The organism is Bacillus sp. HNG (assembly GCF_003400205.1).
Classification (GTDB): Bacteria; Bacillota; Bacilli; order Bacillales; family Bacillaceae_L; genus Ferdinandcohnia.
This window is the reverse complement of record NZ_QUQV01000003.1, coordinates 199454-224421: the sequence shown is the minus strand read 5'-3', so window position 1 is coordinate 224421 and position 24968 is coordinate 199454. Positions and strand designations below refer to the sequence as shown.

Annotated in this window: 22 protein-coding genes and 1 other annotated feature; of the genes, 21 read left to right on the top strand and 1 reads right to left on the bottom strand. The window is 38.0% G+C overall.

Annotation, left to right across the window (positions count from 1 at the left end; all coding sequences use genetic code 11):
* The 5 genes from sdhB to racE all read left to right on the top strand — a co-directional run bounded on the left by sdhB (window position 1) and on the right by racE (window position 3401).
* Window positions 1-759, top strand: a complete 759-nt coding sequence (sdhB, locus tag DZB84_RS07735; protein ID WP_116351690.1) for a succinate dehydrogenase iron-sulfur subunit — start codon at window positions 1-3, stop codon at window positions 757-759.
* Window positions 760-926: 167 nt separating this feature from the next.
* Entirely contained in the window at window positions 927-1391 is a 465-nt protein-coding gene (locus DZB84_RS07730; protein WP_116351689.1) for an acyl-CoA thioesterase, read from the top strand.
* Window positions 1392-1557: 166 nt separating this feature from the next.
* Complete coding sequence (gene gerE, locus DZB84_RS07725; RefSeq protein WP_010678342.1) at window positions 1558-1782, top strand: spore germination transcription factor GerE; 225 nt, start codon at window positions 1558-1560, stop codon at window positions 1780-1782.
* Window positions 1783-2137: 355 nt separating this feature from the next.
* Window positions 2138-2596, top strand: a complete 459-nt coding sequence (locus tag DZB84_RS07720) for a MarR family winged helix-turn-helix transcriptional regulator (protein WP_116351688.1) — start codon at window positions 2138-2140, stop codon at window positions 2594-2596.
* Between the two features lie 10 nt (window positions 2597-2606).
* Window positions 2607-3401, top strand: coding sequence for a glutamate racemase (gene racE, locus DZB84_RS07715; RefSeq protein ID WP_116351687.1), 795 nt, complete (start codon window positions 2607-2609; stop codon window positions 3399-3401).
* A gap of 586 nt (window positions 3402-3987) precedes the next feature.
* Here racE and DZB84_RS07710 read toward each other — a convergent pair.
* Window positions 3988-4908 carry a nuclease-related domain-containing protein gene (locus DZB84_RS07710; RefSeq protein ID WP_189655182.1) on the bottom strand — a complete coding sequence of 307 codons (921 nt, stop codon included), beginning with the start codon at window positions 4906-4908 and terminating at the stop codon, window positions 3988-3990.
* A 174-nt stretch (window positions 4909-5082) separates the two neighbouring features.
* Between DZB84_RS07710 and DZB84_RS07705 the strand changes: the two genes are divergently transcribed.
* The 16 genes from DZB84_RS07705 to lonB all read left to right on the top strand — a co-directional run bounded on the left by DZB84_RS07705 (window position 5083) and on the right by lonB (window position 24913).
* Entirely contained in the window at window positions 5083-6144 is a 1062-nt protein-coding gene (locus DZB84_RS07705) for a GerMN domain-containing protein (RefSeq protein ID WP_116351685.1), read from the top strand.
* A gap of 138 nt (window positions 6145-6282) precedes the next feature.
* Window positions 6283-7032: a ribonuclease PH gene (rph, locus tag DZB84_RS07700; RefSeq protein WP_116351684.1), complete on the top strand. Its 750-nt coding sequence runs from the start codon at window positions 6283-6285 to the stop codon at window positions 7030-7032.
* Window position 7033: 1 nt separating this feature from the next.
* Entirely contained in the window at window positions 7034-7639 is a 606-nt protein-coding gene (locus DZB84_RS07695) for an XTP/dITP diphosphatase (protein ID WP_116351683.1), read from the top strand.
* Window positions 7636-8145, top strand: coding sequence for a metallophosphoesterase family protein (locus DZB84_RS07690; protein WP_116351682.1), 510 nt, complete (start codon window positions 7636-7638; stop codon window positions 8143-8145). Before DZB84_RS07695 ends, DZB84_RS07690 begins: the two co-directional genes overlap by 4 nt.
* A 673-nt stretch (window positions 8146-8818) precedes the next feature.
* Window positions 8819-9232 (top strand): group I intron-associated PD-(D/E)XK endonuclease, encoded by a 414-nt coding sequence (locus DZB84_RS07685; RefSeq protein WP_116351681.1) that lies wholly within the window; start codon window positions 8819-8821, stop codon window positions 9230-9232.
* 533 nt (window positions 9233-9765) lie between these two features.
* Window positions 9766-10026: a binding site (T-box leader), on the top strand.
* 279 nt (window positions 10027-10305) lie between these two features.
* Complete coding sequence (gene ilvB / locus DZB84_RS07675) at window positions 10306-12024, top strand: acetolactate synthase large subunit (RefSeq protein WP_116351679.1); 1719 nt, start codon at window positions 10306-10308, stop codon at window positions 12022-12024.
* Window positions 12021-12539, top strand: a complete 519-nt coding sequence (gene ilvN, locus DZB84_RS07670; RefSeq protein ID WP_116351678.1) for an acetolactate synthase small subunit — start codon at window positions 12021-12023, stop codon at window positions 12537-12539. Before ilvB ends, ilvN begins: the two co-directional genes overlap by 4 nt.
* 330 nt (window positions 12540-12869) lie before the next feature.
* Window positions 12870-13898 (top strand): ketol-acid reductoisomerase, encoded by a 1029-nt coding sequence (gene ilvC / locus DZB84_RS07665; RefSeq protein WP_116351677.1) that lies wholly within the window; start codon window positions 12870-12872, stop codon window positions 13896-13898.
* The gene (locus tag DZB84_RS07660) at window positions 13885-15429 is read left to right on the top strand and encodes a 2-isopropylmalate synthase (protein WP_116351676.1); all 1545 of its coding nucleotides are present in this window, start codon (window positions 13885-13887) and stop codon (window positions 15427-15429) included. The genes ilvC and DZB84_RS07660 overlap by 14 nt, the downstream gene beginning before the upstream one ends.
* A gap of 51 nt (window positions 15430-15480) precedes the next feature.
* Window positions 15481-16593 (top strand): 3-isopropylmalate dehydrogenase, encoded by a 1113-nt coding sequence (leuB, locus tag DZB84_RS07655; protein WP_116351675.1) that lies wholly within the window; start codon window positions 15481-15483, stop codon window positions 16591-16593.
* A gap of 98 nt (window positions 16594-16691) precedes the next feature.
* Entirely contained in the window at window positions 16692-18119 is a 1428-nt protein-coding gene (leuC, locus tag DZB84_RS07650; protein ID WP_116351674.1) for a 3-isopropylmalate dehydratase large subunit, read from the top strand.
* A 2-nt stretch (window positions 18120-18121) separates the two neighbouring features.
* Window positions 18122-18709: a 3-isopropylmalate dehydratase small subunit gene (leuD, locus tag DZB84_RS07645; protein WP_116351673.1), complete on the top strand. Its 588-nt coding sequence runs from the start codon at window positions 18122-18124 to the stop codon at window positions 18707-18709.
* Window positions 18710-18841: 132 nt separating this feature from the next.
* Window positions 18842-19870 (top strand): tetratricopeptide repeat protein, encoded by a 1029-nt coding sequence (locus DZB84_RS07640; RefSeq protein ID WP_116351672.1) that lies wholly within the window; start codon window positions 18842-18844, stop codon window positions 19868-19870.
* A 205-nt stretch (window positions 19871-20075) separates the two neighbouring features.
* On the top strand, window positions 20076-21362 hold the full coding sequence (gene tig / locus DZB84_RS07635; protein WP_116351671.1) for a trigger factor: 1287 nt from the start codon (window positions 20076-20078) through the stop codon (window positions 21360-21362).
* A 408-nt stretch (window positions 21363-21770) separates the two neighbouring features.
* Window positions 21771-23033 (top strand): ATP-dependent protease ATP-binding subunit ClpX, encoded by a 1263-nt coding sequence (gene clpX / locus DZB84_RS07630; RefSeq protein WP_116351670.1) that lies wholly within the window; start codon window positions 21771-21773, stop codon window positions 23031-23033.
* Between the two features lie 209 nt (window positions 23034-23242).
* Window positions 23243-24913, top strand: a complete 1671-nt coding sequence (gene lonB / locus DZB84_RS07625; protein ID WP_116351669.1) for an ATP-dependent protease LonB — start codon at window positions 23243-23245, stop codon at window positions 24911-24913.
* The last annotated feature ends 55 nt before the right edge of the window (window positions 24914-24968 follow it).

Below are 24968 nucleotides of genomic sequence, written 5' to 3'. Positions count from 1 at the left end.
ATGAGTGAAAAAACAGTTGAATTTCATGTAACTCGTCAGGATACTCCAGATTCTGAACCATATGTTTTAAAATTTAAGGTTCCATACCGTAAGAATATGAACGTTATTTCCGCTTTAATGGAATTTCGTCGTAATCCGGTAGATATAAATGGTAATAAAGTTGCCCCAATTACTTGGGATATGAACTGTTTAGAAGAGGTTTGCGGAGCTTGTTCAATGGTTATCAATGGTAAACCTCGTCAATCATGTTCAGCACTTATTGATCAACTTGAACAACCAATTAAACTTGAGCCAATGAAGACATTCCCTATTGTACGTGACTTACAAATCGACCGTAGCAGAATGTTTGATTCATTGAAAAAAGTAAAAGCTTGGATTCCGATTGATGGAACGTATGATTTGGGTCCTGGTCCTCGTATGCCGGAGAAGAAACGTCAATGGGCATATGAATTATCAAAATGTATGACATGTGGTGTATGTTTGGAAGCGTGTCCGAACGTAAACAGCAAGTCTGATTTCATCGGTCCAGCTCCATTATCTCAAGTTCGTTTATTTAACGCACACCCAACAGGTGCTATGAATAAGAGTGAACGTTTAGAAGAGATTATGGGAGATGGTGGCCTTGCAAACTGTGGTAACTCACAAAACTGTGTACAGTCTTGTCCAAAAGGTATACCACTAACAACTTCAATTGCTGCTCTAAACAGAGATACATCTATCCAAGCATTCAGAAATATGTTTGGTAGTGACCAAGTCTAATAGAAATACGAAAGCACTCCTTCATGTATATGGAGGAGTGCTTTTTTACGAAAAGATATTTCAAAATACTGTCAATTTAAGAAGTCTCGAAAAAAACTTCTTTTCCGACTAGAAGAAGGCACCACTTTACCGTGAAGTGAATAATCTTATGTAAGGGAGCTATTGGAATGAAACATATTACGTATATCGATGATATTGAGACATGGGAGAATGCATTTGATTTTTTCCAACCGATTCAAGTTCGCTTTTCCGAAACAGATATGTTTGGACATTTAAATAACACTGTACCCTTTACGTATTTTGAGGAAGCCAGAATTCAATATTTTAATAAAATTGGGTTTATGCAAAAATGGACCGACAAATCCAGCGAAGCAATCCCCGTGGTTGCAAGCCAACAATGTGATTATTTGAAACAAGTCTTTTTTGGAGAACAGCTTAAGTTATACGTTAAAATAAATCAGCTTGGCAATTCCTCAATGGATATTCATTATATGGCAAAGGACAAAGAAGGATCCATTTGTTTTGTCGGTAGGAGTACACTCGTTCAAATGTCTAAGCGAACAGGAAAAGGGGAACCATGGTCTGATGAGATGAAGCATATGTTAAAAAAGCACCTAACCTATATCGTATGAGCTAAGTAGAACAAATATACCAATACATTAAAAAATGGACGCGAAAATGTCTACATATCAACCTTTTAACAGTCACAGCAACCCTCTCCTTCTCATACTATATTGTGACTAAATATATACCCATCCAGTAGTTCAGCTCGAACCTTAGCAAGGAGGGTTACAATACTTGAAGGAGAAAGAGTTTCAACCAAAACCGCTACTAACAAAAAGAGAGAGAGAAGTTTTTGAATTACTAGTTCAAGACAAAACAACGAAAGATATCGCAAGTGAACTATTCATTAGCGAAAAAACAGTTCGTAACCACATTTCGAATGCGATGCAGAAGCTGGGAGTAAAGGGGCGTTCTCAAGCAGTTGTAGAGCTCCTTCGTATGGGAGAACTTGAACTTTAAGTATTACCGGCTACACTTTACACATGTAAGGTAGCCGGTTACTTATTTAGAGGAAGTTCATCAAAAGAGGAACTTTGACTAAAAACAGACACGTTTGTGTTAAACGTCGAAGTCACCACAACCTATTGGCGTGATTTGTCTTTTTTTATCTCCTTTTGAACACATTATTTAGAGATCAACTACATATTTCGATATACTGGAACTTGCTTTTTACGCGAAAAAAGTAGAAAATAAGAATAATATAGTTTTTTACTGAAATGAAGGAAGTTCTTACGGATCATACAATTCCACTAACTGTGAAACGAGAGAAAACAGTTGGATTTTACACTAAAAAACCTTACTAGGAGAGGATGTAATGACAGTTCAAGGGAGCAATGAAACTAAAGACTACCAGGTTATTGCAGATATTGAAAAATCACTTCGTTTTATTTCCGGCTTACTTAAACAAAAAGGTCGTGAAATCTTAAGTAACTTTACAATTACAACACCACAATTTATTGCCCTTCAGTGGTTGCTTGAACATGGAGATATGACAATTGGTGAATTATCAAATAAAATGTACTTAGCTTGCAGCACAACAACCGATCTAGTTGATCGAATGGAAAAAAACGAGCTTGTGATGCGTGTAAAAGACCCAAAAGATCGTCGGGTCGTTCGAATTCATTTACTTGAAGAAGGAGAACGTATCATCGAGGAAGTTATTAAAAAAAGACAGGACTACTTACAAGAAATCATGGAAAACTTCTCTGACGATGAAGTAATCCAATTAGAAAAAAGTCTAAGGAAATTACATCAAGAAATGCGAGTAGAATGAGGCGAAACGTTTGAAAAGACCAATCGGAGTTATTGATTCTGGGGTGGGCGGTTTAACCGTTGCTCGGGAAATAATAAGACAATTACCTAATGAAGAAATCATCTATTTAGGTGATAACGCAAGATGCCCGTATGGGCCAAGACCTAAAGAGGAAGTTCGTCAGTTTACGTGGGAGATGACGAACTATTTATTGTCACATGATATTAAAATGCTTGTTATCGCCTGTAATACGGCAACTGCCCTTGTTTTGGATGAAATCCAAGCTGAGCTTTCCATCCCAGTAATCGGCGTAGTCTATCCAGGAGCGAGAACCGCATTAAAGGTCACAAAAAATAACTATGTTGGTGTCATCGGGACAGTCAACACAATCGAAAGTGGAGCTTATGAAGATGCGCTAAAATCAATCAACAATCAAATCATTGTCGAAAGTCTTGCATGTCCTCAATTTGTTCCAATTGTGGAAGCAGGCGAGTTTGTCGGTCAAAAGGCAGAACAAATTGTTGCTGAGTCACTCGAGCCCCTACGTGGTAAGGAGATCGACACCTTGATTCTTGGCTGTACTCATTATCCACTTCTTCGTAATACCATCCAAGCCTATCTTGGAGATAGAATTAAGCTTATCGATTCCGGAGCCGAAACCGCCCGCGAGGTCAGCACGGTATTGTTCTATAGTGGACTATTAAACAAAAAGACGAGGAAAAGGAATCACTTATTCCTCACAACAGGCGAGAAAGAAATCTTTCAACGAATCGCCACTAACTGGTTTGAAAAACCGGTTTACAATGTGAAATCAGTAAAGTTATAAGGAAAGAAAAGTCCCGGGTGGGGCTTTTTTTGTTTATATTACTTAGTTGAGGGTTCAGGACTGTAAGATAGAAGAGCAAGCATGTTTTGTAAACATAGTTTATGGGGTAAAGCTCAAGAGAAAAATGTGTGGGCATGGGTGGCAATACTAGTTTAACGGTACAAGCTGGGCAGGAAAACGGTAGGTTATGTACCGCAAAACGAGTTTAGCGGTACATACTATGTAGAAAAACCGGGTAAGCATGTACCGCAAGACGAGTTTAGCGGTACATGCTAGGCAGAAAACAGGTAGGTTATGTACCGCAAGAAGGGTTTAGCGGTACAAGCTAGGCAGAAAATCGGTAGGGTATGTACCGCAAGAAGGGTTTAGCGGTACAAGCTAGGCAGAAAATCGGTAGGGTATGTACCGCAATACTAGTTTAACGGTACAAGCTAGGCAGAAAACCGGTAGGGTATGTACCGCAAGACGAGTTTAGCGGTACAAGCTAGGCGGAAAAACCGGGTAAGTATGTACCGCAAGAAGAGATATAAGTATATCTTCAAAATCGAAAGAAAAGCATATACTGCAACTAGGTAGAAACCCCGGATTACTCTTTAAACTCATAATATGAATATTTTCCTAATGAAACGTAATTGTAGTTGTTCGCAAGAACTTTTCTGATAGTTCTTTTATCCTTTACCGTATTGCACCAATCAAAAATAGTCTTCGTTGAAATTCTTATATCAGGAAAAAGGATTTTTAATTCCTTTACACTCCTTAAAATTGCTGTCTTAATGTCCTCAACATTACCGCATTTTCTGCATGTTAACTTGTGTTGACTCCCACTCACCATAAACCCACTCCAACACACCGAACATAAAATACCTTTTGCAAACTCATCAAAATTATAAGCAGGTACAATTGAATAAGGTGATTTTTTAATATGTTGAGAAAGTAGGTTTTTCGCCAGGGTATGATGTCTCTCAACCAATCTTGATGGTTGAGCATTCAAAGAACAAATAAAGCGTTTTAGTTGAGATGGAAAAATAATCGGTAGGTTTGGTGATGCTTGGTAGAGGTAAAATTCGGGATTTATGAAAACAAGATGACTTTCGATGGTGAAATCAGAACGGAGCTGTTGTAGTAATTGTCTAAAAAGGGACTCGCTTCGCGTAAGCTGTAAAAGGGGGTTCTTGATCTCTATTCCAGAGGATGAACTTTGCCAGCGATCTCCATTGACAACATAATCACCTTCATAGTTTTTTACTTCAAAAATGTGAATTTTGCGGCGAGAAATTAGGAGTGAATCAATTTGGTAATGAGTGTTATTTGTTTCAAGAAGCAAGTCATTAAGGATGAGGCAATCAAGGGAAAGACTTTCTAATCGCTGGTCAAACCATGTTTCTCCAATAAAACCTTTCTCAAGTGTATGGACTTGATTCTCAATTTTTTCGGAAACTTTCTGCCGTGCACGGATGGATCTTAGGAGCAGTAATTCGATTGGTACAGTACGACTTTTCGTGATCAAACGCATCACTTCCTTTCTGATTTTCAAAATAATTTTAAATCTTCTATTCTATTTTTACAATCTATTAGCTTTTAAAATCAAAACATTTTGTCCATTTTTTTCACTAAAAAGCGGTCTAATTTGAAAATAGGGCTCGTATACATAGTAGTACAAACTGCCTTAGGAGGGAAAAGAATGCGTAAAATAACTAAATCTGCAATAGCTGCCACAGTGGTTACTTCAACAGTATTACTATCAGGATGTGGCTTATTAGGTGGAAAGGAAGAAGCCAAGCAAATGGATCCACCACAAAACGAAGCGGTTGATGAGACAGTCGCAAAAGGAGAAAACCCAGCTACAGAGGCAACTGATCAGGAGGAAGCCGCTACTGAAACAGTAAAACGAGACTTATATCTAATTGATGCAAATGGATTAGTGGTCCCTTACACTGTAGATCTTCCGAAGCAAAATGCGGCAGCAAAACAAGTACTTGAGTATTTAGTTGCAGGTGGACCGTTAAATGAAATTTTACCGGACGGGTTCAGAGCTGTTATTCCACAGGATACTGAAGTGAGTGTAAACCTGAAGGATGGAACAATAACAGCTGATTTTTCAAAGGAATTTCAAACCTATAGTCCAGAGGACGAAGAAAAAATTTTACAAGCCATTACTTGGACATTAACTCAATTTGAAAATGTAAACAACGTTGTCATCAGCGTGAATGGTTATAAATTAGAGGAAATGCCTGTAAACGGTACTCCAATCCCAGCTGATTTAAGTAGAGCTGATGGGATAAATATGGATAACAGCGATGTTGTCGACATTACGAACAGCCGTCCTGTTACCCTTTACTTCTTTGCACAAAACGAAGAAGGTGATTACTATGTACCAGTAACGAAACGTATTGAAAATACTGGTGATGACAGAGTATCTGCCGTAGTAAATGCGTTAATTAACGGACCAAATATGAGTTCAAATTTAATTAGCGATATTCATCAAGATGTAAAACTTTTAAGTGCAAAAATGGATGATGGAAAAGTCACACTAGATTTCAATGAGGCAATTTATGGAGCTTTTAACGAGAAAATGATTTCCAATCACGTCATTAACTCGTTAGTTTTATCCTTAACTGAGCAGCCAGAAGTAAAGAGTGTTTCGATAACGGTTAATGGTAGTGAAGACGTTGTTACTGAAGATGGAAAATCCTTAACTGAGCCAGTAACTCGTCCTTCAAATGTGAATACAGGTAGTTTCTAACGAAAATGGATGTGGACTTTGTTCACATCCATTTTTGTTGTGAGGGTACAATAGTAAAGCAAAATTTTGTTATACTATAAAGGATGCTTGGGCGAATGAGTGGCCACTTTTTTTAGTGAAAGACAGGAGGTTTTATTTTTGAGGGTTGATGGACGATTACATAATCAGCTAAGACCGATTCGGTTTGATATGAACTATATAAAACATCCAGAAGGATCTGTTTTAATAACAGTCGGTGATACAAAGGTCATTTGTAATGCGAGCATTGATGACAGGGTGCCACCGTTTATGAGAGGGTCTGGTAAAGGATGGATCACAGCTGAATATTCCATGCTTCCGAGGGCTACTGAACAGAGAAATATCAGGGAATCGAGCAAGGGGAAAATTTCAGGGAGAACGATGGAAATCCAACGTCTAATTGGAAGAGCTCTTAGATCTGTTGTTAATTTGGAACAGCTCGGTGAAAAAACAATTTGGATAGATTGTGATGTCATCCAAGCGGATGGGGGTACAAGAACGGCATCGATTACTGGGGCTTTTATCGCAATGGTTCTTGCTGTACATAAAATTTATCAAAGTAAAAAGATGAATACCTTTCCAATCACTGATTTTTTGGCAGCCATCTCGGTAGGAATAGACCCCGAAAAAGGAGAAATCCTTGATTTAAATTACATAGAAGATTCAACTGCGAATGTAGATATGAATGTTGTAATGACAGGTGGGGGTCAATTTGTAGAGCTTCAAGGAACAGGAGAAGAATCTACTTTTTCCCGTCAACAACTACAAACATTATTAGAACTTGCCGAAAAAGGGATACATGAGTTGATAGACGCTCAGAAAAATGCACTAGGTGATTTAGCAAATTTCATTGGAAAGAAGGATTCATAAAGTGAAAGAAATCATGATTGCTACTAAAAATAGAGGGAAGGTTAAAGAATTTAGGGACTTATTTGCAAGTCAAGGTGTGGAGGTGAAGTCCTTACTTGATTATCCATATATTGAGGATATTGAGGAGACTGGTGAAACCTTTGCTGCAAATGCACAAATAAAGGCGGAAGCCATTGCAAAAAAACTTCACATACCTGTTATAGCAGATGATTCCGGTCTTTCAATCGACTATCTTGATGGCAGGCCAGGGGTATATTCTGCAAGATATGCGGGTGAGCATAAAAATGATCTTGATAACCTTAATAAAGTGTTAGATGAGTTAAAAGGAGTTCCAGAAGACAAAAGAACGGCTAGGTTTCACTGTGCATTAGCTCTAACTATACCAGGGGAACAAACGAAGATTGTTGAGGGAATTTGTGAAGGTGTTATTACAGAAAAGCCAGTTGGAGAAAATGGGTTTGGTTATGATCCAATCTTTTTTGTACCGGAAAAAGGGAAAACCATGGCTGAACTATCAAAAGATGAGAAAAATCAAATCAGTCATCGTGGTAATGCACTTCGTCAGCTTGACGAGCTTTTAAGAGAACGTGAGGAGTTTCAAAGATGAAAGTGCTAATTATAAGCGATAGTCATGGGCTGACTGAGGAATTATTAGACATAAAGGATCGTCACAAAGATGAAGTGGAATTTATGCTCCATCTTGGGGATTCTGAGCTTTCTTCAAAATCAGAGGAAATGAGTGGATTTTCAGTTGTAAGAGGAAATTGTGACTTTGACTCGAACTTCCCCAATGATATGGTTGTTCTATTGAATGGGGTAAAGGTCTATCTTACACATGGTCATTTGTACAATGTGAAGATGACGTTAATGAATCTTACATATCGTGCACAAGAAGTAGGTGCATCCATAGCTTGTTTTGGACATTCCCATATAGCGGGTGCAGAAATAATTGACGGTATTTTGTTTATTAATCCAGGTAGTTTTCGTTTGCCAAGAATGCGCAGGGAAAAAACATATGTAATTTTAGAGATTGTTGAAAAACAAGCAAATGTTGTTTTTTACGATAGTGAAGGAAATATAGTTGAGGAGTTATCGACGAAGGTAAATTTATGATACAATAGCAAAGGGAGTACTTTCTACTCCCTTTAGTAAATTTTTCTTAAAAAGTTATTGACATCTGATTCCTATCTGGCTATAATAAAAAATGTCGCTAATAAGTTAACGACTAAAAAATATAATATGTCCCAGTAGCTCAGCAGGATAGAGCAACGGCCTTCAAGAATAGGAGCCTCTATAGGGAAACAATAACTTATAGAGTGGACGACACTATATCGGTGAAGCCTTAACAGTTTTAAGCTGATGGTAATACCGAGGAAACTTACGTCTTGATAAAAGACTGAGGGGATTCGAATGATCATGTAATGATGGTAGAAACTCCAAAGAATAATCAATCATGATTATTGTGAGGTTCCGTAGAGACTACACGTGTCGCACCTGAAATGGTGAAGATATAGTCCAGACTACAAACAACAATCGTTGGTGGCGAAAGTCATAGTGGTAAGCTAAGCCGTCGGTCGGGAGTTCGAATCTCTCCTGGGACGCCATATTACATAATAAGTGAGTAGCTAATTATAACCTCTTATATCGAAATGTTAAATTTCGTTATAAGAGGTTTTTTGTATAGCTTTATAAAATAAATTAAGCTAAAATTACAAAAGAAGGGAATATATGTTCTGTTTCGAGTTTTGGATGATTAAAAATTTCATTCTCTATTGGGGGGATAACCATGGAACATCATACTAAGCTAAAAGGAGATTTAGGAGTTTTTAAGGCTCAGGTTGATTTGTACGAAAAGGGTTATATGATTTTAATACCTCATACAGAACATGCCGCTTTTGATTTGGTAATTTATAAAAATCAAGAATTCAAGAGAGTCCAGGTTAAGTATAGGGGGTTGAATCGGAGTGGTGTACTGGAAGTCAGGTTCCGCTCGACTTATTGCAACAGTAAGGGAGTTGTGACTAAAGAAACAAATAAAAAAGAAATAGACATTTACTGTGTATACTGCCCCAACACTGATGAATGTTATTATTTTGATCCAAAAGTATGCAAGAAATCGCTAACATTGAGAGTAAAGACTCCGAAGAATAAACAGGTGGAGAATGTACATTTTGTAAATGAATATCGTCAACTTCCATAGGGCGACCCAAAATGCAACATTGCCATATTACATACTCAATCACAAACACTTCTTTTCATAAAAATGAAATTGAAGTGTTTTTTTATTTCTCTCAAAATTTGTTAGATCCTCACCTAATATATCCAACCATATACTTCCATTAAAAGCTCAGTTTTCGTTCACAAATTTTTCAAGAAATTCTTTTAATTCAGAAATGGCGTCGCATCAAAGTTGTAAGCGGATACAGATTATGTTGCAAATCAAAATAATCTAACAATTCTCTAAAATGGTGTTGACTCTTATAAAAAATGAGAGTAATATAAGCTCTAATATTAAATATTTTCACAAAATAGACTATTGTTTATTTCGTGAATTAACAGCATATGACAGTCCTAACATAAGTACTTCATCATTTTTAAAAGATGAAAGTTCGTGGATTTGGATTATTTTTTAAACCTTAGTTTTCAGCAGTGTAAAGCGTTTAAGTTTTTAGGCATTAAAGACTTAACGAGCGCATAGAACTTTAAAAGATGCAGAATGAAAATTCCTAATATTCATAAACGTTGAAGAGGATAAGTAATCTAACGTTACGATATCGACAGAGAGCCGGCAATGGTGGAACCCGGTGTTATCCCGTTAAGATGAACTCACCTCTGAGTGTTAGCTTGAATTTTTTTAGTAGGGCTAACCGGGTGTTTGGTAACAGCTCACCCGTTATCAAAATGAACAACAAAGTTGTTCCTGAGGCGATCATTTTTTAGATCGCGAACAAGGGTGGTACCGTGGAAAGTGATAAATGCCTTTTCACCCCTTCGACCAAGAAAATTGGTCTAGTGGGTGGATTGGCATTTTATTTTTTTCTTTAATAAGTCGGAGGTCAAACCCCGAATCATTAAAGAAAATAGCCTCCGGCGGATGCCAAGATTTTTCAAAGGAAACAATTCGAGCAGTATGATCAAAGACTAAAAGCGCCACTTCCTGTGGCAACGTCTTTATGACCCACTTCCTGTGGGCCTAAAAATCGGGCGCAAATACGCCAAGGCGTATTTGATTAAAAACCAATTATTTATTATAAGGAAGGGATGTAAGAAAAAATGGGCGTAAATGCAAAAGTGGAAGAACAAACCAAAGCTTCTACAAAAATGAACGGTTCCCAAATGCTAATTGAAGCATTAAAAAGGGAAAACGTAGAAGTCATTTTTGGATATCCTGGCGGTGCTGTACTAAATATTTATGATAGTTTATATGATTCAGGTATTTTTCATGTCCTAACTAGACATGAACAAGGTGGAATACATGCAGCTGAAGGGTATGCGAGAATTTCAGGAAAACCAGGTGTCGTTATTGCTACTTCTGGACCGGGGGCTACAAATATAGTAACTGGATTAGCAGATGCAATGATTGACTCAATTCCACTTGTTGTATTTACAGGTCAGGTTGCTTCAACAGTAATTGGATCTGATGCTTTCCAAGAAGCAGATATACTTGGAATCACAATGCCAATTACAAAACATAGTTATCAGGTTAGGGATGTGAAAGACCTACCAAAGATTATTAAAGAAGCATTTTATATCGCTACATCTGGAAGACCAGGACCTGTATTAATTGATATTCCGAAAGATATGACAACAAAGGAAGCGGATTTTGATTATGAACAAGAAATTCACTTACCAGGTTATCAACCGACCATTCAGCCGAATCACTTACAAATTCGTAAGCTAGTTGAAGCAGTAAGCCAAGCAAAAAAACCAGTTATTCTTGCAGGTGCTGGGGTGATTTTTGCAAAAGCAGCAAACGAGTTAAGAGAATATGTTGAACAACAAAATATCCCTTTAACCCATACACTTTTAGGTTTAGGTGGTTTCCCTGCAGATCATTCACTCTATCTTGGAATGGCTGGAATGCACGGAACATATACAGCGAATATGGCTTTACACGAATGTGACCTTTTAATCAGTATTGGAGCAAGATTCGATGACCGGGTTACTGGAAACTTAGAGCATTTTGCACCAAACGCAACCGTTGCACACATCGATATTGACCCTGCTGAAATAGGGAAAAATGTACCTACCAAAATTCCTGTTGTGGGGGATGCAAAAGAAGTTCTCAAGAGCCTAGTTCACCAAAATGGTAAACCTGGAGACTCACTAGAATGGAGAGAAAAACTAGCTGGATGGAAAGCCGAATATCCACTTGTTTATAAATCATCAGAAGAAGAATTAAAGCCACAAAAATTAATTGAACTTATCTATAAATATACAAAGGGCGAAGCGATTGTAACAACTGACGTTGGTCAGCATCAAATGTGGGCAGCTCAGTACTACCATTTTACAAAGCCAAATCGTTGGGTAACCTCAGGTGGGCTCGGAACAATGGGCTTCGGTTTACCATCAAGTATTGGTGCACAGCTAGCTGATAAATCATCAACAGTTGTTGCGATTCTTGGAGATGGTGGTTTCCAGATGACGTCACAAGAGCTTTCAGTCATTCATGAGTTAAAACTACCAATTAAAATTATCATCCTTAACAATAAAGCGTTAGGAATGGTAAGACAATGGCAGCAGATTTTCTATAAAGAAAGATACTCCCATTCCTTACTTCATAACCAGCCGGATTTTATGAAACTAGCTGATGCATACGGAATCAAGGGATTAAAAGCGAACAGTGAACAAGAAGCAGAGCAAGTGTTGAAAGAAGCACTTGAATATGAGGGACCTGTTCTAATGGACTTTAGTGTGACGCCTTTCGAAAATGTATACCCAATGGTTGCACCAGGAAAGGGTCATCATGAAATGGTAGGTGTTAAGCTGTGAAAAGAATTATTACATTATTAGTAAATAACCGTGCAGGTGTACTTAATCGAATCACCGGCCTGTTAACAAAGCGTCATTACAACATTGAAAGCATCACAGTTGGCCATTCTGAAACTGAGGGGCTCTCAAGGATGACATTTGTCATTCATCTTGATGAGGAAACTGTAGTTGAACAAATTACAAAACAGCTAAATAAGCAAATTGATGTTATTAAGGTCATGGATATTACAAATCAAGCGATTGTCGCAAGAGAGTTAGCTCTTATTAAAGTATCATCCAGTCCATCCAATAGAAATGAGATTTATAGCTTAATAGATCCATTCCGAGCATCTATTATTGATGTAAGTAAGGAAAGCCTTGTTATTCAAGTGACAGGCGAATCAGAAAAAGTAGAAGCGTTAATTGACCTCTTAAAGCCATACGGTATCAAAGAAGTTGCCCGTACTGGCACAACTGCTTTCACAAGAGGAAACCAAAAGACAGCTTCAAATTCAAAGAATTTTTCTATCGTTTAAATATGTGTTCAAAAGGAGGATGAAAAGGACCACGTCGACAAAAACGCCACGTCCTGTGGCATTGTCGACACTAGCACATCATGTGCGTCGAAAGTTCAAGGCGGCGCAGTTTTGAGGAGCGGAGCGTATGTAGTTAATACGTGAGCAGAAGGATTGCTTCTAAGAATTGGCATCGCACGAAGGAAAAGTGGTTTTCTTTTCCGAGGACCAGAAAAACAAGCCAACGAAGAAATTCGAAGTGTCATTTTCACCGGACTTTTTGAACATCAACTTAAGGGTTTAATCACAATACCATATATAATTTAATTCTAATAAGGGAGAGATTTCAAAATGACAAAGGTATATTATAACGGAGATGTTAATGAGTTTGCTTTACAAAATAAGAAGGTTGCAATCATTGGTTATGGTTCACAAGGGCATGCACATGCACTTAACTTACGCGAAAGTGGCGTTGATGTAATTGTTGGTCTTCGTCAAGGAAAGTCTTTTGAGCAAGCGAAAAATGATGGTCTACCTGTATATTCAGTTCGTGAAGCGGCTGAGCAAGCAGATGTTGTAATGGTTTTACTTCCTGATGAAAATCAACCAAAGGTTTATAAAGAAGAAATTGAGCCAGGATTAAAGCCAGGAAATGCATTAGTATTCGCACATGGTTTTAACATCCACTTTAGTCAAATCGTTCCTCCAAGCTTTGTAGATGTATTCCTAGTAGCACCAAAAGGACCAGGACATCTAGTGCGTCGTACGTATACTGAAGGTGCAGGAGTTCCAGCGTTAATTGCGATTGAGCAGGACGTAACTGGAAATGCAAAAGAAGTGGCACTGGCATATGCAAAAGGTATTGGAGCAGCTAGAGCGGGTGTTCTAGAAACTACATTCAAAGAAGAAACTGAAACAGATCTATTCGGTGAACAGGCAGTTTTATGTGGTGGTACTTCTGCATTAGTTAAAGCAGGATTCGAAACATTAGTAGAAGCTGGATACCAGCCAGAAGTTGCATACTTTGAGTGTTTACATGAACTAAAACTTATCGTTGATTTAATGTACGAAGAAGGTTTAGCTGGAATGAGATATTCAATCTCTGATACTGCTCAGTGGGGAGATTTCGTAACTGGACCACGTATTGTTACTGACAGTGTAAAAGCAGAAATGAAAGAAGTATTAAAAGATATCCAAACAGGTAAATTTGCTAAAGGCTGGATCCTCGAAAACCAAGCAAATCGTCCAGAGTTCAATGCAATTAACAAAATTGAAGCAGAACATCAAATCGAAGTTGTTGGTAAGAAGCTTCGTGCAATGATGCCATTCGTGAAGCAAAGACAACAGAAAGAAGTGGTGGGTGCCCGTGCGGAAAATTAATATTTTTGACACTACATTAAGAGATGGAGAACAGTCTGCTGGAGTAAACTTAAACTTACACGAAAAACTTGAAATTGCAAAGCAGCTGGAACGACTCAATGTGGATGTCATGGAGGCCGGATTTCCAGCTGCCTCTGAAGGTGATTTTCAGTCAGTTAAACAAATTGCTGAAACCATCAAAAATGTTTCTGTAACGGGATTAGCAAGAGCAGTACAAGGCGATATCGATGCTGCTTGGGAAGCTTTAAAGGGTGGAGCGGAGCCACGTCTCCATACCTTTATTGCTACATCCCCAATTCATAGAAAATATAAGCTTAGACAGACTAAAGAACAGGTTATTCAGTCGGCAGTAGATAGTGTAAAGTATGCATCTAAATTCTTTCCAATCATCCAGTGGTCTGCAGAGGATGCGAGTCGAACGGAGTTAGACTTCTTAGCAAAAATCATTAAAGAAGTGATCGACGCAGGTGCAAATGTTATTAATCTACCGGATACAGTAGGTTATGGCGCACCCGAAGAATATGGAAAAATGTTTACTTATGTCATAAATAACGTGCCGAATATTGATAAGGTCATCCTTTCTACTCACTGTCATGATGATCTTGGAATGGCAGTTTCCAATTCATTATCAGCTGTTGAGCATGGCGCTTTACAGGTAGAAGGAACAATTAATGGTATTGGTGAAAGAGCAGGTAATGCAGCACTTGAAGAAGTAGCCGTTGCTTTGCATATTCGCCAAGATTTCTATCAAGCAAACACACGTTTAAAGTTGGATGAAATCAAACGTACAAGTGATTTGGTTAGTAAATTAACGGGTATGATTGTTCCATCAAACAAAGCGGTAATCGGTAAAAATGCTTTTGCACATGAATCAGGTATCCACCAAGACGGTGTGCTTAAGGAAAAAACAACGTATGAAATTATCACACCAGAATTAGTCGGAGTTAAATCGAATTCAATGGTACTTGGGAAGCATTCTGGTAGACACGCATTCCGCAATCGTATTGTTGAATTAGGGTATTCATTAGATGACGGGGAAATTAATCGCGTATTTAAGTTATTTAAAGATTTAGCGGATAAAAAGAAAGAAATCACGGATGATGATTTGGTGACATTATTAGTAGATGAAAAAGTAGCTAATGTAGAAGATATGTATCAATTAACTTCGTTGCAAGTACAATACGGTACAAACCAAATCCCTACCGCAACAATTACCTTAACAGATCGCGAAGGTAATCAAATTCAAGAGGCTGCAACAGGATCAGGAAGTGTTGAAGCACTGTATAACACACTTGAGCGTTGCTTCGGTATTTCTATTACTTTAGATGATTACCGAATCCAGTCTGTTGGTGCAGGACGTGATGCACTAGCTGAAGTCTTCGTAAAAGTAAGACATAATAATACAGAAAGCAGTGGTAGAGGTTCTGCACAAGACGTGCTAGAAGCTTCTGCTCGAGCGTATGTAAATGCAGTTAATAGATTACTAGCTGTTGAAAAGAATAAGAAATTACTTGAAAAAGTAGGAGTATAAGTATTAATTACTATTTTCAGTGTGTAAAGGAAATAAAGAGGAGGAGTCAGAATGAAGAAAAGTATTGCCGTACTTCGTGGTGATGGCGTAGGGAAAGAAGTGACTAAAGGGGCAATCGAAGTGTTGAAGGCTATTGCTGACCAATACAATCATGAGTTTACATTTCAACACGCTTTAATAGGTGGTGTGGCTATAGACACTGAAGGCACTCCTCTACCAGCAGAAACACTGGAAGTATGTAAACAAAGTGATGCGGTATTACTAGGGGCAGTTGGAGGTCCGAAGTGGGATAAAAACCCTCCACATTTACGTCCTGAAAAGGGTTTATTACAAATTCGAAAAGCGTTGAATTTATATGCCAATGTAAGACCTGTAACTTGTTTTAATAGCTTGCTAGATGCGTCTCCTCTTAAGCAAGAAGTCATCGTAAATGCTGACTTTGTGATTGTAAGGGAGCTTACTGGTGGACTTTATTTTGGAAAGCCAAGCGGAAGAAGAATAGAGGATGGAGAAGAAGCTGCTGTTGACACTCTATCCTACAAGCGTTCTGAAATGAAACGTATTATTGAAAAAGCATTTGAAATGGCAATGTCAAGAAAGAAGAAAGTAACTTCTGTTGACAAAGCAAATGTATTAGAATCTAGCAGAATGTGGCGTGAGGTTGCGGAAGAGGTAGCTGTTGATTATCCAGAAGTAACGCTAGAGCATATGCTTGTGGATAACGCAGCGATGCAACTAATTCGAAATCCAAGACAATTTGATGTCATCGTCACTGAGAATATGTTTGGGGATATTTTAAGTGATGAAGCGTCAATGCTAACAGGATCGCTTGGAATGCTACCTTCAGCGAGCTTATCAACAGATGGACCAAGTCTATTTGAACCAATCCACGGTTCTGCACCAGATATAGCTGGGAAGGATATTGCCAATCCAATCGCAACCATTTTATCAGCAGCAATGCTTTTACGCTTATCCTTTGGATTAGAAGAAGAAGCGAGAGCTGTAGAAAAAGCGGTAGATGAAGTGTTAGCGGCTGGTTACCGGACTGCAGATATTGCTGATTCTCAACAAAGAGCAATGTCAACAACTGAAATGGTGGAAAAAATTAAAGAGGCCTTAGTTGAAGACGGGGCGATTTCTAATATTATGTCTGCTTATGCATAAGCTTTCTTTTTAGAATTGCATAGCATGACCCACTAGATAGCTCGGTATATACCGAGCTTGTCTTTTCAAATAAGAGAAAAAGGAGGAGGAAGATACGAATGGCACCGAAAACAATTATTGAAAAAATCTGGGATCAACACGTAATCAATCACGAAGAGGGGAAGCCAAGTCTTCTATATATTGACCTACATCTTGTCCATGAAGTAACTTCTCCGCAAGCCTTTGAAGGATTACGTTTGAAGAATAGAAAAGTGAGAAGACCTGATTTAACATTTGCAACAATGGACCATAACGTACCTACAACAAGCGATCGTTTCCAAACAAAGGATGAAATTGCCGCAAAACAAATGAGTGCGTTAGAAAAAAACTGTAAGGAATTCAATGTTCCTCTAGCAGACCTTTACAGCCCTGAACAAGGGATTGTCCACGTAATTGGACCTGAACTTGGATTAACACAACCTGGTAAAACGATTGTATGTGGGGATAGTCATACATCTACACATGGTGCATTTGGAGCTTTAGCGTTTGGTATTGGGACAAGTGAGGTTGAACATGTTCTTGCAACTCAAACTTTATGGCAACAAAAACCTAAAACCATGCAAGTAAATGTTGTAGGAAATCTATCACCAGGTGTTTATGCTAAGGATGTTATTTTATCGATTATCCGCAAATTTGGGATTGATTTTGGAACGGGACATGTAATTGAATATACGGGTGAAGCGATTCGAAAGATGTCCATGGAAGAAAGAATGACCATTTGTAATATGTCCATCGAAGGCGGAGCAAAAGCTGGGTTAATTAGCCCAGATGAAACGACATTCTCATACCTAAAAGGAAGAAAACATAGCCCAGATGGTGCTGAATTCGACGCGGCCGTTGAGAGATGGAAGCAACTTGCAACTGACGAAGGTGCTGTTTTCGATACTGTTCTAGAAATTCATGCGGATGAAATTTTACCAACTGTTACATGGGGTACAAACCCATCAATGAGTGTAACAATTGATGACACAGTTCCATTCCCTGAGGATTTTAAAAGGGACGTTGACAGAAAATCTGCAGAGCGTGCTTATGAATATATGGAACTAGCTCCAGGAACTCCAATTAGCGAAATTGAAATTCAGCATGTATTTATTGGTTCGTGTACGAATTCGCGAATTGGCGATTTACGTGAAGCTGCAGACATTATACGTGGACAAAAAGTATCTCCTAAAGTGCGTGCTTTAGTCGTTCCAGGCTCACAACAAGTAAAACGCCAAGCAGAAAAAGAAGGTCTTGCAGATGTATTTCGTGAAGCTGGCTTTGAATGGCGCGATGCGGGATGTAGCATGTGCTTAAGTATGAACCCTGACGTAGTACCAGCAGGTGAAAGATGTGCTTCTACATCGAATCGTAACTTTGAAGGACGACAAGGTAAGGGTGCCCGGACACACTTGGTAAGTCCAGCAATGGCGGCAGCAGCAGCGATTTATGGAAGATTTGTAGATGTACGTAAACTTCAAAAAGTAGCAACTGGAGAGGAGGCATAAACATGGAACCATTTATCACACATACAGGTAAAGTTGCTGGAATGGATCGAAACAATGTCGATACAGATCAAATCATTCCAAAGCAATTTTTAAAGAGTATTGAAAGAACAGGGTTTGGAAAATATGCCTTTTTCGATTGGCGCTTTGAAGCAGATGGTAGTCCAAATCCCCATTTTGAATTAAACCGAAAAGAAAACGAAGGTGCATCCATTCTTGTAGTAAACGAAAACTTTGGGTGTGGTTCTTCACGTGAGCATGCGCCATGGGCATTACAAGACTATGGATTTAAAGCTATACTAGCTCCTTCTTTTGCAGATATTTTTTATAATAACTGCTTAAAGAACGGAATGCTTCCAATTGTTCTAGAAAAAAGTGTAATCGAGTATCTATTAAAAGAAGCCAATGATGCTAATTTTGAATGTACAATTTCTTTAGAAGAACAAACCATTGTCGATTCAAAAGGCTTCAAAACAGAGTTTACAATTGATTCCTATTGGAAGGAAATGTTGATCAATGGTTGGGATGAAATTGATAAAACACTTTCCTACGAGCAGCAAATTAAGGAACACGAACTTAAAACAGCCAACTAAAATTGTAGACAAAGCCATTTTCGGCTTTGTCTATATTTTTGGAATCTAGCAAGCCACCCTATTGTTTTCTCCTTTTTTCATTGTTAAACTTATAACTCAAGAAAAAAACGAATTTGGGGTTGGAATAACTCTATGGATAAGCAAAACAAAGATAAAAAACAAGAAAAAATTATTCCTTTTCCTAAGCTAAAAGAAAGACTGATGGAAAAAGGACTTGAAGCTTTATCGAGTAAAAAATTTAACGAGGCTCTAGCATTATTGGAACAGGCAAAAGAGCTTGAAAAAGGTAACCACGAAATTGAACTAGGCATTGTCATTTGTCTTTTTGAATTGGGAGAATTGGAGCAGGCAAAAGACAGTTGTTTAATGATGTTAAAAGAGGATGTCGGGGATTATTTTCACGTCCTTCAAATTTATGTAACAATCTTGATCCAGCTTGGACAATATGATGAAGTCAAATCAACGATTGAGGCGGTGCTTGACGAAGATGCAGTTCCACCTGAGTATTTGGACCATTTAACTCAGTTACTCGAGCTAAGTAAACGAATGCTTGTTGCAGATGGGGTGGAAAAAGAAGCTGAATACGTGAACAAGGATGTGGAGGAGGAGCTTCAAAACGTCCTATATAATGAAGGAATAGTCGGAAAACAAATTGCCACTATTCAATCTTTGAAGGAACTAAATATAAGAAAATACCTCGATTTGCTCATTCCATTTCTTGTGATACCTGAGAACCATCCAATTGTAAAAACCATCATCATGCAGTTGCTTGTTACAAATCAGGTGGATCTTGAGGTAGAGGTAGAGAAATTCGGTGAAACAACAAAGGTAAACCCTAAAAACCTTGTTGATCCATCGATGTCTCCATTCACCATTCGGGTTCTTTCCATTTTAGAAGAACAATTGGAAAATGAGAATCCTACCCTTTACGAAATGGCAAAAGAAATTTGGCTAAGACATCTTTTTGTACTCTATCCATTCACATTGGAGGAAGAGGAACCTTCAAAATATGCAGCTACTTTACATTTATATAGTGCAGAATTACATGGAATGGAGATTGAGAATCAAACACTTGAGCAAATCTATGGAGTAAATCTTTTTGAACTAAAACAAACCTTAGACAAGCTAGAAAAGGTAGAACGATTTTCTTATATTGAATAAATAAAAGAATCTCGAAATTTTATAATGTAGCATAGTTGGGTAAACTTTCTAACAATATAATCATTTTCTATATGTTGAAAGGTGACCATTCTGTGTTATAATGTAATGGTTGTAAAATGCTAGTTTACCGACATATGGTAATAGTTAACCCAATTTACATATCGGAAAAAATAGTTAGTAAATAGATAGTTGGAGGGAAAGAATTATGTCTGCAAAGTGGGAAAAATTAGAAGGAAACCAAGGTGTCTTAACTGTAGAAGTTGACGCTGAAACATTTAACAAAGGACTTGACGATGCATTTAAAAAGGTAGTTAAGCAAGTGAACGTACCTGGATTCCGTAAGGGAAAAATGCCTCGTGGAATGTTTGAAAAGCGTTTTGGTGTTGAATCATTATACCAAGATGCATTAGATATCATTCTTCCAGATGCATATGAAAATGCAATCAAAGAAACTGGAATTGAGCCAGTTGACCGTCCAGAAGTTGACGTTGAGCAAATCGAAAAAGGTAAAAACCTTATTTTCACTGCAAAAGTTACAGTTAAACCAGAAGTTAAACTTGGCGACTATAAAGGTCTAGAAGTGGAAAAACTTGATGATACAGTAACTGACGAAGAAGTAGATGCAGAAATCAAGCAATTACAAGAGCGCAATGCAGAACTTGTTGTAAAAGAAGAAGGTACTGTTGAAAATGGTGACACTGTAGTACTTGATTTCGAAGGTTTCGTTGATGGAGAAGCGTTCGAAGGTGGAAAAGCTGAGAACTATTCATTAGAAATTGGTTCTGGTTCATTCATCCCAGGTTTCGAAGAGCAATTAGTTGGAGTTGCTGCTGGAGCTGAAAAAGACGTTGAAGTTACATTCCCTGAAGAGTACCATGCTGAAAATCTAGCAGGAAAGCCAGCTACATTTAAAGTAAAGGTTCATGAAATCAAAGGAAAAGAACTTCCTGAATTAGATGATGAGTTTGCAAAAGATGTTGACGATGAAGTGGAAACATTAGATGAGTTAAAAGCGAAAACAAGAACTCGTTTAGAAGAAACTAAGAAACAAGATGCTGAAAATAGCCTTAAAGACACATTAATCGAAAAAGCATCTGAAAATGCAGAAATCGATATTCCAGAGGCAATGATTAACACTGAATTAGATCGTATGCTTCGTGAATTCGAACAACGTCTACAAATGCAAGGTATGAATCTTGACCTTTACTTCCAATTCTCAGGCCAAGACGAAAATGCATTACGTGAACAAATGAAAGAAGATGCTGGCAAGCGCGTACGTGTTAACTTAACTTTAGAAGCAATTGCAAAAGCTGAAAACATCGAAGTTTCTGAAGAAGAAATTAATGCAGAGCTTGAAAATATGTCTACTATGTACGGAGTATCTGCTGACCAACTTAAGCAAATGCTTGGTGGCATCGATGGAGTTAAAGAAGATTTAAAAATAAGAAAAGCAATCGATTTTCTTGTAGAAAATAGCAAAAGTGTTGCATAATATTAAATAAGGGAATATCAAGGCGCGATATGATCGTGCCTTGTTTTATACCCAAAATATGGAAGTAGTACATACAATAGGCTGTTGGTAGTAGTTTTATTCTAACGAATCTGGGAACACTTAAAAGGAGGGCAAAGTTCACACGTTTCACTAGGCGTTTTCCAACCCAAACATACTTACATAATATGCATGAGAGTTATTTATTACCTATTTGAAGAAGAAATATGGTACAATGTGCAATACATAACGAATTAGAATTATCGAACTGATGGTATGGGGCCTAAGTTCAAGCCAGACTTTTTAAAGATAAAGGTGTACGAGATGCGAGGACGAAGGGATCCGAAGCAAATCGATACCGAAAGAATTTTGGCTTATTGTAGAGAGAAGAAACTAATAAGGGGTGACATAATGTTTAAATTTAACGATGAAAAAGGGCAACTTAAGTGTTCTTTTTGTGGTAAAACACAAGATCAGGTCCGTAAGTTAGTTGCAGGACCTGGTGTTTATATATGCGATGAATGTATCGAACTATGTACTGAAATCGTGGAAGAGGAATTAGGTACTGAAGAAGAAGTTGAATTCAAAGACGTACCGAAACCAAAAGAAATTAGAGAAATTTTAGATGAATATGTGATTGGTCAAGACTCAGCAAAGAAATCCTTAGCGGTTGCTGTGTATAATCACTATAAACGTATCAATTCAAACAGCAAAATTGATGATGTTGAATTGTCAAAGAGTAATATTTGTATGATTGGTCCAACTGGTAGTGGTAAAACATTACTTGCTCAAACATTAGCTCGTATTTTAAATGTGCCATTTGCGATTGCAGATGCTACTTCTTTAACAGAAGCTGGATATGTTGGTGAAGATGTAGAAAACATTCTTTTAAAGCTCATCCAAGCTGCTGATTATGATGTAGAAAAAGCAGAAAAAGGCATTATCTATATCGACGAAATTGATAAGGTAGCACGTAAATCGGAAAACCCATCGATTACAAGGGATGTTTCTGGTGAAGGTGTTCAGCAAGCCCTTTTAAAAATTCTTGAAGGAACAGTGGCAAGTGTACCTCCACAAGGTGGAAGAAAGCATCCGCACCAAGAATTTATTCAAATCGATACGACAAATATCTTGTTTATTTGTGGTGGAGCATTTGATGGAATTGAACAAATCATTAAGCGTCGTCTTGGTAAAAAAGTAATTGGGTTTGGTTCTAACGTTGTGGAAGAAGATTTAGACCAAAAATCATTACTTTCAAGATCTTTACCAGAAGATTTATTAAAATTTGGATTAATTCCTGAATTTATTGGTCGTCTTCCAGTGATTGCAAGCCTCGAGCCACTTGACGAGGATGCATTGGTTGAAATTTTAACAAAGCCTAAAAATGCCCTAGTGAAGCAATATCAAAAAATGCTTGAGTTAGATGAAGTTGAACTAGATTTTGAAGAAGATGCCCTTAAAGAAATTGCGAAAAAAGCAATTGAACGTAAAACAGGAGCACGTGGTTTACGTTCCATTATTGAAGGAATCATGCTTGATGTGATGTTTGATCTACCATCAAGAGACGATATTAAAAAATGTATTATTACAGCAGAAACAGTTTCAAAAAATACAACTCCAAAGCTTCTATTGGATGATGGAACAGTAGTTGAAAATACAGAAATCTCTGCTTAATGTAAAAATTCCGAGGTAACCTACCTCGGGATTTTTTTATGAAATTTATTGTAACGTCGATTGTACCAACCTACGAACATTCCTAACCCCCTCAATTACTTCAATTAATCAAAAGGTCCGTTCAAAAATCCTTCAAAACTGGTTTATTCCACCTTTACTCAGGAGATAATAGCTGATAGTAGTCTATCTTTGCGAGCAGGAGGAATAATATGAGTTGGACAGGTATAGTTTTGTTCGTACAGCTATTTTTTGGAGTGATTATCGGGCTTTATTTTTGGAATCTCCTTAAAAACCAACGAACTCAAAAGGTATCTATAGATAAAGAGTCTAGAAAAGAAATGGAGCAGCTTCGGAAAATGAGATCCATTTCCTTAACAGAGCCTCTAGCTGAGCGAGTAAGACCAACTAGTTTTTCAGATATCGTTGGCCAAGAGGATGGCATTAAGTCATTAAAGGCCGCTCTATGTGGGCCAAATCCTCAGCATGTCATCATTTATGGACCACCTGGAGTAGGGAAAACAGCCGCTGCTCGACTAGTAATGGAGGAAGCAAAACGAAATCCAAAGTCCCCATTTAAGCAGTCAGCTGTTTTTGTAGAATTGGATGCAACAACTGCAAGATTTGATGAACGTGGAATCGCTGATCCTTTAATTGGTTCTGTTCATGACCCGATTTATCAAGGTGCAGGTGCAATGGGGCAAGCCGGTATTCCACAGCCAAAGCCAGGTGCTGTAACACATGCACATGGCGGCGTATTATTTATCGATGAAATTGGAGAGCTTCATCCGATTCAAATGAATAAAATGCTTAAGGTGCTTGAGGATCGAAAGGTATTTCTTGAAAGTGCTTATTACAGTGAGGAAAATACCCAAATCCCCACACATATTCATGATATTTTTAAAAATGGATTGCCAGCTGATTTCCGGATGATTGGTGCAACAACAAGGACACCAAATGAACTCCCACCTGCCATTCGGTCGCGCTGTCTAGAGGTGTTTTTCCGTGAATTGGATCAGGATGAATTAGCTGTTGTAACAAGAAAAGCGCTTGAAAAAGTGAGTATGCAAGCAACGGAGAAAGGGATTGCTACACTTGCATCCTATGCACGAAATGGACGTGAAGTCGTCAACATGGTTCAAATCGCAGCGGGTATTGCGATTTCCGAGGATCGTAATTTTATAAAGGATGAAGATATTGAATGGGTACTTCATTCCAGCCAGTTAACCCCACGTTATGAAAAAAAGATTTATCCAAGTGCGCGAGTTGGACTTGTAAATGGTTTAGCGGTTTATGGACCAAATACGGGTGCCTTGTTAGAAATTGAGGTAACTGTGATTCCCGCTAAAGATAAAGGAACAATTAACATAACGGGTATTGTGGAAGAAGAAAGTATTGGAGACCGCGGAAAATCAGTTCGAAGAAAAAGTATGGCAAAAGGTTCGATTGAAAATGTAATTACAGTCCTTCGTTCGATGGGTGTGCCAGCGCACGATTATGATATTCATGTTAACTTCCCAGGTGGAATTCCAATCGATGGTCCATCTGCAGGTATTGCGATGGCTACAGGAATTTATTCCGCGATACATAAGTTCCCAGTAGATCATAAGGTTGCTATGACTGGGGAAATTAGCATTCATGGGAATGTAAAACCGATTGGTGGCGTTGTGCCGAAGATAAAGGCAGCAAAACAAGCTGGCGCTAAGAAGGTCATCATCCCAGAAGAGAATATGCAATCCATCTTAAAGGACATTGAAGGGATTGAGATTATTCCGGTTACAAATCTTGAAGAGGTGTTTGAAATTGCAATTGAAACACCTGAACGGCAAAAGCAATCAATCATCCCTGCATCAACAAATTATTCAAAGTCAGAATCAGTCTAATACCAAATCAGTTTAAAATAGAAAGACTTCGACATACTAAAAAGGAGCGTCGAAG

Bases quoted from the DNA above. Each gene is read 5' to 3' on its own strand.
- sdhB (WP_116351690.1), top strand. From the start codon at position 1: ATGAGTGAAAAAACAGTTGAATTTCATGTAACTCGTCAGGATACTCCA.
- DZB84_RS07730 (WP_116351689.1), top strand. From the start codon at position 927: ATGAAACATATTACGTATATCGATGATATTGAGACATGGGAGAATGCA.
- DZB84_RS07720 (WP_116351688.1), top strand. From the start codon at position 2,138: ATGACAGTTCAAGGGAGCAATGAAACTAAAGACTACCAGGTTATTGCA.
- DZB84_RS07705 (WP_116351685.1), top strand. From the start codon at position 5,083: ATGCGTAAAATAACTAAATCTGCAATAGCTGCCACAGTGGTTACTTCA.
- DZB84_RS07690 (WP_116351682.1), top strand. From the start codon at position 7,636: ATGAAAGTGCTAATTATAAGCGATAGTCATGGGCTGACTGAGGAATTA.
- DZB84_RS07685 (WP_116351681.1), top strand. From the start codon at position 8,819: ATGGAACATCATACTAAGCTAAAAGGAGATTTAGGAGTTTTTAAGGCT.
- ilvB (WP_116351679.1), top strand. From the start codon at position 10,306: ATGGGCGTAAATGCAAAAGTGGAAGAACAAACCAAAGCTTCTACAAAA.
- ilvC (WP_116351677.1), top strand. From the start codon at position 12,870: ATGACAAAGGTATATTATAACGGAGATGTTAATGAGTTTGCTTTACAA.
- leuB (WP_116351675.1), top strand. From the start codon at position 15,481: ATGAAGAAAAGTATTGCCGTACTTCGTGGTGATGGCGTAGGGAAAGAA.
- leuC (WP_116351674.1), top strand. From the start codon at position 16,692: ATGGCACCGAAAACAATTATTGAAAAAATCTGGGATCAACACGTAATC.
- leuD (WP_116351673.1), top strand. From the start codon at position 18,122: ATGGAACCATTTATCACACATACAGGTAAAGTTGCTGGAATGGATCGA.
- DZB84_RS07640 (WP_116351672.1), top strand. From the start codon at position 18,842: ATGGATAAGCAAAACAAAGATAAAAAACAAGAAAAAATTATTCCTTTT.
- tig (WP_116351671.1), top strand. From the start codon at position 20,076: ATGTCTGCAAAGTGGGAAAAATTAGAAGGAAACCAAGGTGTCTTAACT.
- clpX (WP_116351670.1), top strand. From the start codon at position 21,771: ATGTTTAAATTTAACGATGAAAAAGGGCAACTTAAGTGTTCTTTTTGT.
- lonB (WP_116351669.1), top strand. From the start codon at position 23,243: ATGAGTTGGACAGGTATAGTTTTGTTCGTACAGCTATTTTTTGGAGTG.